The organism is Citrobacter sp. MNAZ 1397 (assembly GCF_023613995.1).
Lineage (GTDB): Bacteria > Pseudomonadota > Gammaproteobacteria > Enterobacterales > Enterobacteriaceae > Phytobacter > Phytobacter ursingii.
This window is the reverse complement of sequence record NZ_JAKIVH010000001.1, coordinates 256,892-269,302: the sequence shown is the minus strand read 5'-3', so window position 1 is coordinate 269,302 and position 12,411 is coordinate 256,892. Positions and strand designations below refer to the sequence as shown.

The 12,411-nt window shown below is 59.9% G+C and carries 3 protein-coding genes; 1 reads left to right on the top strand and 2 read right to left on the bottom strand.

Annotation, left to right across the window (positions count from 1 at the left end; genetic code table 11):
* The first annotated feature begins 32 nt into the window (after positions 1 to 32).
* A complete protein-coding gene (locus L2097_RS01125) occupies positions 33 to 1,001 on the top strand; it encodes a LacI family DNA-binding transcriptional regulator (protein WP_250351966.1) in 969 nt (322 codons plus the stop codon).
* Between the two features lie 155 nt (positions 1,002 to 1,156).
* Here the strand turns inward: L2097_RS01125 and L2097_RS01120 are convergent, their stop codons facing one another.
* Positions 1,157 to 3,847 (bottom strand): sulfotransferase, encoded by a 2,691-nt coding sequence (locus L2097_RS01120; protein WP_250351965.1) that lies wholly within the window; start codon positions 3,845 to 3,847, stop codon positions 1,157 to 1,159.
* The gene (locus tag L2097_RS01115; protein ID WP_250351964.1) at positions 3,844 to 12,366 is read right to left on the bottom strand and encodes a cadherin domain-containing protein; all 8,523 of its coding nucleotides are present in this window, start codon (positions 12,364 to 12,366) and stop codon (positions 3,844 to 3,846) included. The genes L2097_RS01120 and L2097_RS01115 overlap by 4 nt, the downstream gene beginning before the upstream one ends.
* Positions 12,367 to 12,411 lie beyond the last annotated feature (45 nt).

The following is a 12,411-nucleotide window of genomic DNA, read 5'->3' as shown; positions in this document are numbered from 1 at the left end:
TATTGGGAGAAAATCGCCATACAGAAAACACCATGCCTACTATTGATGATGTTGCAAAATTAGCCAATGTTTCCCGCGCCACGGTGTCTCGCGTACTGACCGGCACACGTGGCGTGCGTGAAGATAGCCGTGAAGCCGTATTAAAAGCCGTCGAAGTGCTCGACTATCGTCCCAGCTTTGCGGCGCAGACCCTGGCCAGTAATACATCAGGCTATATCGGGATGGTGTTGCCCGCACATGAAGCCAGTTTTAGCGCGACGCTTTTGCCTCGCCTCTCGCTTGCGGTGAAAGCGCTCAATAAATCCCTTCTTATTCAGTATGTTAACGATGAAAACGAGCAAAAAGCGGCAATCCACAGCCTGAATCACCAGTGTGCTGCGGTGGTCACGCTAAGCAGCGCCAGTAGCGATATGCCGGCAAATGTCATCGCCTTTGATACCTTTTCCACCAAAGGAAGCGCCAGCCAGGGCTATAACTATGCCTTTGCAGCGGAAAGCGCCTGTCGTTACGTGCTGGGAAAAGGACACCGGAGTATTGCCCTGCTCGTTGATAATGAAGATGACGCCGCCAGCAAGCAGATGCTGGAGGGCTATCGCAGCGTTTTGCAGAATTACTCCCTGCCCTTTAACCGCCAGCTGTTGGTCATGGCGAACAGCAACATCGAACAGGCGTTGTTAAAGCTCATAAATAGTTTTACGAAATACACGGCAATCATAGCGAAACGCGACAGTTACGCCGCCGAGGCGATGCGGTTATTGCGTGAATTTAATATCGCCGTACCGCAGGAAGTCTCTATTGTCAGCCTCGAAGACTCGCCCCTTGCGTCTTTACTTTACCCACCGCTGACCTGCATCGCTTACCCTGTCGATCAATTGCTGGAACAGTGCATTCAACGCATTCAGTCCTTGATTGATGGGCATCCGGTCTTCGTTGAAGAGGGCAAATCGATCACCGGACGCCTGGTAGCACGCGCATCCGTAACCGATATTAACGCGGTGTGAAATTCTCATTAGCGTAAACGGGCGCAGTGGAAAGGCCTCGACATAAGGAGCACAATGTTATCTTTGTAGATGACTTTACCGGCTCCCCTCTCCCCCTTTACACCATCAGCGCACGACATTCCGCCATGAGATATTCGCGCTCACGGCGATGTTCGCTAAAACGGCCTCGTCGCCGAGGTGCGAATGGAAAAATCCACAGGAATAGCGTCATCCTGGTCAACATCCATTACGCTCACCGCGCTGTCCCCCGTGCCGGGGTGGCAAGCCATTAACGCCTGGGCTTTTTCCGGTTGCCCCGCCAGGTCGTATGCCTGCGCCAGATCGCGTCGCCAGTTGGCGTTCCATGGGCAAGCCTGGTGTCCCTTTTCCATATGCGCGATGCCATCGGTCAGATGCCCTTTGCGAACGCAAATCAGGCCCACCATGAAATGCGCACTCGCGTGTTCGGGCACGTGGTGCAGCAGGCGCCTAAAGAGCATCTCGGCGTCATCAAGTTTCCCCTCACGATAGCGCGCGATACCATCGGTCAGCATTCCTGGCACGGGCAGGCTCACCATCTCAACAGGCTCATGCACAATCTTCGCATTGGTGCCCGCGATAAGCGGCGTCAGAAAATCTGCGTAACGCCGCCAGCGCTCGCGCGCGGTCTGATAGATAGGCTGACGCACCTGCCACACGCTGGCCGTTTTGACCGGCCTGTCCAGTTCAGAGGTGTCGAGCACCTGCGGCTCCCACTGCACGCCCACATAATCCAGCAAACGACGCGCCTCTCGCTCTGGCTCAGAGACCACGTCTTCATAGCGCACTTCGAGAATGTCGCCGGGGAACAGCTGGTTCCAGTGGTGCATCATCAGGTTGTGGTCAGCCAGCTGTTCACCAATCCACTGCAGGTTATAGGCAAAGCCCATACCGCCATGCTTAGCCGCGTAGTCGGTGAAATAGTTGGAGATAGCGATATCGCGCGGGTCGCGTCGCACCGAGATGATTCGCGCGTTCGGGAACAGCAGCTTGATAAGACCAATGTTCTCGAAATTGTGCGGCAGTTTGTCCACCACATGGCGGATCTCAGGTGCGTTATCAGGCAATGTTTCCCGCAGTTCCTTGAGCAGGCTGGCGGTAATACCCGCCACAACATCGGCCGACAGGTCGTCCACACAGTCCGGATAATGGCGTCCTGACCCCGTAGTACGTTCCCAGCGTTCCAGACCGGCGATGGTACTGGGGATCACGCCAAGTTCGCCTGCGCCGTGGATTTGGCTGTGTCCTGCCAGGATCTGCTCGACCAGCGTGGTACCGGAACGCGGCATACCCAGCACGAATATGGGAAGCGTTGAATCGTTGCCGATGCCGCGTCGATTTTCATATAGCGAACGGCTGAACGCATGACGGATACGCGCGCAGTTTTGCCGATGCGCAACCGGATCGTAACTTAGCAGTGCGCAGCTGGCGGCATTGGCGTCGTTGGCCAGGGCGAAGGCTCTGGCGTACTCTTTGCGTTTTTCCCAGGCGGCAGCCAGTTGCAGCAACAATCCAGGCTGTACCGGACCAGCAAGGCCTGGCCGACGCGCCAGGTTTTCCAGGCGAATCAATGTCTCTTCATCTTGTGGGAAACGTCGGGCATTGATCAGCGCCGCATGACCGCGTGCCGGGTCGACAGCCAATACCTGCTCGAACAACGCGATGGCCTCGTCGATGCGCCCCAATTGCATATACAACTGCCCCAGCCCCTGCAATGCGGGTAGCAGGAGAGGATGCGCCTGCAGAATTTCGAGGTATCGCGCCTCGGCCCCGGCGTAGTGCTGCTCCTGCGCATCCACCCCGGCCAGTGCCGCTTGCGCCTGGGCCTGCCAGTGGCCGATCTGCGCGGCATCCATATCGGGTGATGGCGCCAGCGCCCCGGCCTCCTCAATAGCCAGTTCGGCCATCTTACGTGCCAGCGCCGGATAACTTTGGGTAGCGACGCTGGCCAGCTTGAGGCGCAAAGGCAGTGTCATTTTTTGCTGTTGTCCGGCCAGATGGAGGGCACGGTGCAGCAAGGCGATGGCCTGAGGCATACGCCCCTGCAACTCCGCCAGTTCAGCATGCTGTTGGTACAGGTCCGGATGTTCCGGGTAATGCCGCAGACCACGGCGCAGCGCATCCTCGCCCTGGGCATGGCGCCCACGCTCAGCCAGACGCTGCACATAACCGGTCAACAGGCCGCAGTAATCATCCACGGCCAGTTCAGCATGATGTGCGTCCAGCCAGGCGTCAGCGCAGGCGAAGTCCTCACGGGCCAGCCACAGCTCCAGGCGCAGGCCGCGCAGTTGCTGGTCGTACAGCGCCGCCTGAGATGCGGGCCAGTGTTCCCGCTCCGCGGCCCAGAAAACGTCGGCGGCGCTCAGTAACGTCTCGGCCTGCGCCAGGTCCTCGTTTTGCAGGTACAGACGCAACAGTTGCTGATAGACGGCGATGCGTGGTTGCTGGCGCAAACTGTATTCATACAGGGGAATAGCCTCCTCCCCCCGTTGACGTTGCACATAGCAGGCAGCCAGACGCGCCAGCAGAAGCGAGTGGCCTGGCGCCTCTGTGCGGGCAGCTTCCAGCAGCGCCTGCGCCGCGTCCAGTTCCCCAAGAAGCAAGTGCACTGCGGCCAGGTCGACGCGGGCGTCGACCTCCAGTGTTGCCGGGACCAACACCGCCAGCGTCTGGCGCGCCGCCTCTGGCTGGCCCAGATGAGCCTGGGCCAGGGCCAGCAGCACCTGTTCGGCTGGTGAAATTACCGGCAGGTTATAGCAGGCCTCACGCAGCGCCTCGAATTGCCGCATATCAACCAGACGGCGTAGCAAAGACAGAGAACCCGTCATGGCAGCGCCAGCCCTTGCGAGGTGAGAACGCCGGCAGGCATCGCCTGCAGATACACCTGAGCAAACGCATTGTCCGCATCCGGATTTGCCGCCCAGGTGCCGTTCCAGAGATCCACGTTCTGCATACCATTGCGCGTAAATTGGCCGTTTGCGGCAATTCCGGCTGCCTTAGAATGAGACGTAGAGAACCCCGCTACCCAGCCAATGGAATTCGCAGGGTGATTCACCATCGTCACTTGACCACCTAAACCTCCCTTAACCGCGCTGCCGCTGCCCACCAGCACAATTTTGTCGTCCGTGCCCAGATTCTGGGCTCCCGACCACATCTCATTGCTATCCAGCTCAACCAGCGAACTGGAATTGCTGTTGACCTTGATATAGATGGTGTAGGCGGTATTAGCGTCAAAGACGCGCCCGTTGTGATCGGAACTTTGTCCCGTCGTCAGGTCAAACACCACAATGGAAGGATCCCCGATCGAGGCGGAAGCGGTCGTGAAATTCAATCCCGTCGACGTGCTGATACCTGCATAATTATTCCCCGCCGCGTCGTGCAGCGCGGTGCTGTCGATCTGGACGTGGTAGTTCGCACCAGCCGCCAGATCCGTTGTCGGGTTGACCGTCACCGTGTGGCCGCTGATGGTAACCTGCGAGCTGTCGGTGATATCGATGACCTTGTTCAGACTGCTGTTGCCGTCGTTGACGAGGGTGATATGACCGCTGCCGGCCAGCACGTTCTCATTGAAGGTCAGTGTCAGGTTAGAACCCGTGGCAACGCTGCCGCCGTTATCCTGCGGCGTGCTGCTGGAGAGCACAGGCGCAGAGCTGTCTACCGTCAGGCCGGTGCTGTCTGCCGCAGTAGTAGAGGTGTGGCTCGCCGTGGTGGCCGTGACCGAGACGTTGAGACCGTGTACATCGTTGATAGAGCCGGCGGTAATGGTGTATTGGGCCGTATACTTACCATCGCCAGCAGTGACATCGCCGTGGGTGCCGTCGTCGTACGCCGTCGCCGGCGTGCTGGCACCAAACTGGCTGAAATCCATAGTGACGCCGGTCACTGTGCTGGTATTGGCGTCGCCGCTGGACGAGTTATCCCACACAGCAGTGACGGTGTCGCCGATCTTGTAGGTAGTACCGTCTGCGCCACCTGGCGTGGAGGTGATGGCGATATGGGCATCGGTCACTATCGGTAACGCTGGAGCAGGGCCTGCGTTCAGGCCAATCTGATAGATATCGCCGACAGCATAGCCGGCCTTACCGCCATCGCTTGTGTCGGAATCAAAGACGACGGAATAGGTGATGTCATAGCCGCCCGCACCATCGGAGACGATCCGTGGGTTATACAACTGCCCGCCCTGGGGCACCGTAATACCGCTGTCGGTGACGGCACTGGTCAGCTCGCCGGTGGTTTTCGAAATGGTAACCTGGCTCAAACCGCCATGGCCGTCGGGGAATACGAACACCAGATCCGTGCCGTTGTCATAGGCCGTGGCCGATGCCGCCACGGAGCCGTTGCCGTTGCCGATCCACGCCAGCTCGTCATGGAGCGTTTTGTCCATCGCGCCAACGTCCACGGCATGATAGCTCTGGGTCCCCATGCCATAAACCGCGTTGCTCTGTACGTGGGTGGTGATCAGCGTACCGTTGTTGTTATAGAGCGTGACCTCCCAGGTCGCGGTCCGGTATTCCTGGCTGAAGACGGCAAACCCGCCATCAAAAGCAACGACGTTGGTCGGCGAACCCTGCTCGTCATTCCAGTTGACGCGCTGCCAGGTCGTGCCGCCGTCGAAGTTAGCCAGCGTGCCGGTGGCGTCGAGCTTGAAGATGAAGGCGCCGATAGGCGTGGTTGTCGCCGTCTGACCCGGCGTGCCTATCCAGTCGTAGACCTCGGACGCCAGTACATAACTGCCATCGCTCAGTGCCGTCAGCACACCCGGCGTCAGCTGGAATTTCATCAACTGCACTGCCGGGCTGGCGACGCCGCCGAAATTGGCGCTCGTGCTGTTGCCGCCAATCAGGGTTTGCGCGCCCTGGGTGAAGTTGAGTCCGCTGCCGTTGTAGTGGAAGACAGAGATAGCTTCCTGCTGATCGGTCCCGGCCCCCATCGTCTGGTAGGCGATCGCGAAATCACCGCCATTCGCGCTGCTCTGCGCCGCGATGGTGACCCCGGTGCCAGGTGCTGCCAGGGTGTTGCTGGATTGAAGGTTGCCACTGTTGTCATAGATCGCGTAGTGGACGCTATAGTCATTCCAATTCGTGACATCCACCTGCGACCAGGCCACGACAAAGCCGCCGTTGGCCAGCGCCTTAACCTGTGTATCCAACATGGTGTAGCCAGCGGGGACGCTGATATCCAGGGTCTTGACGACGTTGTTGTTCGCGTCCAGCACCCTGACGACGCCGTCATACAGCGCGCCGGTTGGATCCCAGGTGATATTGTCGCCGCCGGTCTGCTTCATGTACTCCATGACCGTGTAGCCGTTACTCAGCTTCTCCAGACCGACGTTGACAGTCATCTCGATGGAGGTGTCGGTGGTACTGCCCGAGACCGTCGCGCTGCCATTAAGGCCAGCACTGACGTTGAGGGTGACAGTCTGGCTGCTGTGGTTCCCGGCGGCATCGGTCGCGGTAACGATGAAGTTATAGCTGCCCTCGATAGCGGCGCTGTTCAGCGTGACGACGCCGGTGGTGGGGTTGATGGAGAAATTGGCGAGGCTGTCCGCGTCCAGGCTATAGGTGATCGCATGGGCGTCCGTGGCGTTGGCGTCGTACACCTGGGTGCCAGCCGCCGTGCCGCCAACAATGGTGGCGCCGGTAGCGGTGGCGCCGCCTGCGATAACGGGCGCGGTGTTGTCCACAATCACGCTGCTGCCGGAAATGATGGAAACATTGCCTGCCGCGTCCACGGCATAAGCGTGGTAAGTGCCTTCGGCGAGACCCGTCAGCGCCAGCGTGGTGCTGGCGTTTGCCGCGACGGCGACGCTGTTCACCAGGTTATCGGCAGCGTTGGTGAGGCTGCTCAGATTCGTCACGGTCACGCTATCGCTGACCAGGTATACCGTACCGGCCTCGGTGCTCTGCACAGTCACCGTCTGGTTGCTGTTCTCCACGCCATCCACGTCGCGGGTGAGCGTGACGCCAGGCGGCGTGGTATCGACGACGTTGTAGGTGACGGTATGCGTGGTCTGGTTGCCAGCGGCGTCGGTGGCGGTAACGGTGAATTGCGCGCCGGTCGCTTTGGCAGGACTGGAGAGCAGCGTAACCACGCCAGTGCTGGCGTTGATGCTGAAATGCCCGGTGTCGTTCAGGCTGTAAGTGACACCGTGCGCGTCGGTGGCGGCAGCAGTGTAGACGGTATCGCCGACGGTAGTGCTATCGGTAATATCGGCGGCGGTAGCTGCGCTGGTGAAGACGGGCGCGGTGTTGTCCACTATCACGCTGCTGCCGGAAATAGCGGAGACATTGCCGGACGCGTCCACAGCATAAGCGTGGTAGGTGCCTTCGGCGAGACCCGTCAGCGCCAGCGTGGTGCCGGCGTTCGCCGCAACGGCGACGCTGTTCACCAGGTTATCGGCAGCGTTGGTGAGGCTGCTCAGATTCGTCACGGTCACGCTGTCGCTGACCAGGTATACCGTACCGGCCTCGGTGCTCTGCACAGTCACCGTCTGGTTGCTGTTCTCCACGCCATCCACGTCGCGGGTGAGCGTGACGCCAGGCGGCGTGGTATCGACGACGTTGTAGGTGACGGTATGCGTGGTCTGGTTGCCAGCGGCGTCGGTGGCGGTGACGGTGAATTGCGCGCCAGTGGCGCTGGCCGGGCTGGAGAGCAGCGTCACGACGCCGGTACTGGTATTGATATGGAAGTGCTGGGTGTCGCTCAGGCTGTAGGTGACGCCGTGCGCGTCGGTGGCGGCAGCGGTGTAAATGGTATCGCCGACGACAGTGCTGTCAGTAATGTCAGAAGCGGTGGCCGCGCTGGTAAAGACGGGCACGGTGTTGTCCACCAGCACGCTGCTGCCGGAAATGACGGAAAGATTGCCTGCCGCATCGACGGCGTAAGCGTGGTAGGTGCCTTCGGCGAGGTTTGCGGCAGAGATAGTTGCGCGGGTATTGGCTGTGACAATCGTGCTGGCCCACTGGTTGCTGGCGGCGCCCGTAATGTCGCTGAGCTGGCTTACCTGCACATTGTCGTTGACCAGATAGATGGTGCCGCTTTCGGTGCTTTGCACGGTGGCGTGGCCATCGTGATTGAGCACGACGAGGTTTTCGTGGGTGCTGCCATCGGCGTTAAATTTCTGCACAAAGAGGTGATAGCCTGAAATGCCGCTGGCAGCACCGTACCAGGTCACCATGTATTCGCCGTCTGTACCGACGGCGGTGACTTGTGGAAAGAGGTCGGTCGCGCCGCTGGAAGCTTGCAGTTGCACGACACCGCCCACCAGGCCACCACTGGCATCGAATTTCTGCACATTGACGTCCCAATTCGAGCTGCCCAAACTCATCCAGGTAACGACGTAGCCGCCATCGCCCAGCGCCGTGATGCGCGGTAGTTCATCGTAGTTGTTGCTCGTGTTGTTGTTCGGTGCGTCCAACTGCACGGCAGCGCCCACTTTGCTGCCGCCAGCAGAGAACTGTTGAACAAAGACAATGTAATCGTCGGAGCCGTTTGTGTTGGTATATTCCATCCAGGTGATGACGTAGCCACCGTCGGCCAGCGCTGCGACGAACGGGTAGGTATAATCGCTACCGAAATTACCGTTACTCGCGCTGTCCAGTTCGACGATGCTGCCAACCCTGGCGCCAGTGGCATCGAACTGCTGCACATAGGTGCTGCTATTGTAGTTCGAGTTGCTGTAGTTGTAGCCGGACCAGGTGACGACATAGCCGCCGTTAGCCAACGCCGTGATCTGCGGCAGGTTTTCGTAGTTGGAATTGTTTCCCGTCGTAGCGTCCAGCACCACCGGGTTGCTAGTGGAAGCGGTACCGGTGGCATCGAACTGCTGCACGTAGATGTGGTAGTCGCCGGAGGTTTGGCCCTGCCAGGTCAACACATAGCCGCCGCTGTCCAACACGGTGACCTGCGGACTGGCATTGTTAGAGGAGCCCGGCGCAGCCAGTGGCACGGTGTTGCCAACTGCGACACCCGCGTCATCAAAGCGCTGCACGTAGACGCCACCGTTGTTGATGTACCATGTCACGAGATAGCCGCCGTCGGTAAGCGTCGCGATCTGCGGAGCGATATCCTGCGCAGAAGCGGCCCCATCAAGTTGCACGGCTGCGGATATTGGGCTGCCGTCAGCATTGAACAACTGCGTATAGATGCTGCTGTCAGTGCTGGCGCCGTTCTTGCCGGTCCAGGCCACGGCATACGCCCCGGCATTGTTAATGGCCGTCACACTGATGACACTGTCCAACTCGTTTGAGTAAGTGTTGGTCGCACCTGATGCGAGCTGTACGGGATCACCCATCGCCACACCCTGAGCGCTAAGGCGCTGCGCATAGATCCCGTAGCTACCATTGTTGTTGCCTGCCCATGTCACCAGGAAGCTGCCGTCGCCCAGCGCGGTGGTGTCGAAACCGTTGGGGTAAATGTAGCTGGTCGCCGGGCTCAGCATCACCGGCCCCGTCGAGCTGCCGTCGAGCGTGACAGTCGGTGCGATTTCGTCCACATCGGTGACATTAACGGTGACGGTCTGCGTGGTCACATGGCCTGCCGCGTCAGTGGCGGCGACGATGAAGGTGTATGCAGGCGCGTGGGTGCCTTCATAGTCGGGGCTGGCTTTGAAAGTGACCGCCCCCGTTGCCGCGTCGATGCTGAAATACTGGGCGTCTGCGCCATTGTTCAGGTCAATCAAGCTGTAGGTGACGTGCTCACCACCATCGGCGGCGTCATTATCGACGGCCTGCGCGGTATAGATGGCGGTGCTGGCGGCGGTATTCTCGGCAACGCTCACCGTGGCGGTGGCAAAGCTGTCGCTGCTGTTGCCGGTGGTGAAGCTCGGAGCCTGCTCATCGAGGTTGTTAACCGCCAGCGTGACCGTCCGGTCGCTGGCATTGCCTGCCGCATCGGTGGCAACAACGGTGAAGCTGTAGCTGGCTTTGCTTTCAAAATCCGGGTTGCCGGTCAGCGTAACCGCACCGGTGGTCGGGTTGATCGTCAGACCCGCGTCGCTGCCCGCTTTGAGCGAGAAGGTCACCCCAGCGCTGATATCACCGTTGTCGGTGGCCGTGGCGGTGTAAATCACCTGACCCGCGCCGCTGTTTTCGTTGATCGCCACGGCTGTCGTGCCGCTGGTGATCGTCGGCGCCACTTCGTCGAGGTTGTTGATCGCCAGCGTGACCGTGCGGTCGCTGGCATTGCCTGCCGCATCGGTGGCAACAACGGTGAAGCTGTAGCTGGCTTTGCTTTCAAAATCCGGGTTGCCGGTCAGCGTAACCGCACCGGTGGTCGGGTTGATCGTCAGACCCGCGTCGCTGCCCGCTTTGAGCGAGAAGGTCACCCCACCGCTGATATCGCCGCTGTCGGTGGCCGTGGCGGTGTAAATCACCTGACCCGCGCCGCTGTTTTCGTTGATCGCCGTGGCTGTCGTGCCGCTGGTGATCGTCGGCGCCACTTCGTCGAGGTTGTTAACCGCCAGCGTGACCGTGCGGTCGCTGGCATTGCCTGCCGCATCGGTGGCAACAACGGTGAAGCTGTAGCTGGATTTGCTCTCAAAATCCGGGTTGCCGGTCAGCGTGACGGCTCCGGTAGTCGGGTTGATGGTAAGCCCCGCGTCGCTGCCCGCTTTAAGCGAGAAGGTCACCCCACCGCTGATATCGCCGGCGTCGGTCGCAGTGGCGGTGTAAATCACCTGACCCGCGCCGCTGTTTTCGTTAATCGCCGAGGCTGTTGCCCCGCTGGTGATCGTCGGCGCCACTTCATCGAGGTTGTTGACCGCCAGCGTGACCGTCTGGCTACTGGCATTACCGGCTGCATCAGTGGCGACAACGGTGAAGCTGTAGCTGGCTTTGCTTTCATAATCCGGGTTGCCGGTCAGCGTGACCGCGCCGGTGGAGGCGTTGATACTGAACAGCGCGCTGTCACCGGTGGTGCCCAGGCTATAGCTGAATTGACTGGGGTCGGTAGCGACAGCTGTCCAGACTACCTTACCGGCCCCGATGTTCTCATCCACACTGGTCGTCGTGGCGCTGCTAAAGACAGGCGCATGGGTATCAATAATGAGGCTGACGCCGCCGGATGCATCACTGGCGGTCGCTGCGCCTTTAATCAGCAACGACTGCGCGCCATCGGACAGATTGTTAGTGCTGCCAAGTGTGATTCCGGCAGCGACGGTGTCCAGGATGGTCTGGGTGGTCGCGCCGGCGTTGGCTTCTGCACCGGAGAAGGCCGCCAGCAGGAGGCCATATTTTTCACCGGCACTCAGGCCATCGGCAGCATCAAAACTACCGCCGTTGGTAGCGGTAACCGTCGTGTTCAGAATGTTATCCACGCCAAACAGGTTGCTGATAGCCGTTGCCGTGTCGGTCACCTGGGTTGCGCTCAGGGTGGCGGGATTGTCAGGCGTGCCACCGAGGGCCTCCTGGGCCTTGGTATAGGCGAGCGTGGTCAACACGTTAACATTGAGCACAAGAGTACTGTTGTTTCCGGAGATAACACCCATACTCCAAAGCTGAGCAGAGAGGTCTTTACCCGCGCCAGTGGCTTCGTCCAGGTAGTCAGCGGCACTGCCGCTGTTGATGAGTTTCACAATAACGACGCCGGTGTAACTGCCCGCAGACACGGTGACCGAGCCATCGGCCCCCAACGTCCCCGTGCCAATCAGCGTTTTGCCATCGGCCTGATAAATCTCTACCTTCAAATCGTTACTGCTGAGCGCCGGGCCGCCGACAAAATTAAGCTGAACGGCGTTCTGGACCGGGGGTTCACCCCCGCTGTTATCGCCACCCTTATCATGCCCGCCATGGCCACCGCTTGCCGCAGCAACCCCGATCACGCCCCCCAGTCCGAGGGCACCGGCGATATAGCCCGCGTAAGAATGTGATTGCGGGAGGTAGGTGATCGGATGGCCGGTCACTACCGAGCCATCCTGCAGGCCAGCTAAGATACCTTCCAGCCCGGGGTGGCCTGAGGTCATGCTGGCCAGCGCGTCAGGAGAACCGTGTGCATAAAGAACATGGCTGCCGTCAGTCAGGGCCGCCCCTTCGGTGCTCCCCGGCGTAATCACCTGGGTAGCGGTGCCATCGGCAGGCAGGGTTACACTGGTATCGCTTTCGCTATACCAGCCCTGTAAGGTCAGCGTGGTGCCATCGGCATAGTCCAGTTGCAGATCCTGCCCGTGACGTGAAGCCACGACGTCATCGGCCAGTTTTTCCTGATCATTTTCACCCTGGCGTTTAAGCACCCGGTAAGATTCACCCGGCGCAGCCTTGTGAATATTGGTCTGCCCGGCCTGCAGGGTGATGCGGGATTTACCGGTACTGAGCGTATATTGGCGTGGCTTCATCTGGGTCTCGGGTTTCATAATGTGTTATCTCCATCTGGGGCGGACAGGAAAATCGGGTTGCAA

Excerpts from the sequence above, each read along its gene's own strand:
- L2097_RS01125 (WP_250351966.1), top strand. The coding sequence starts at position 33 with ATGCCTACTATTGATGATGTTGCAAAATTAGCCAATGTTTCCCGCGCC.
- L2097_RS01120 (WP_250351965.1), bottom strand. The coding sequence starts at position 3,847 with ATGACGGGTTCTCTGTCTTTGCTACGCCGTCTGGTTGATATGCGGCAA.
- L2097_RS01115 (WP_250351964.1), bottom strand. The coding sequence starts at position 12,366 with ATGAAACCCGAGACCCAGATGAAGCCACGCCAATATACGCTCAGTACC.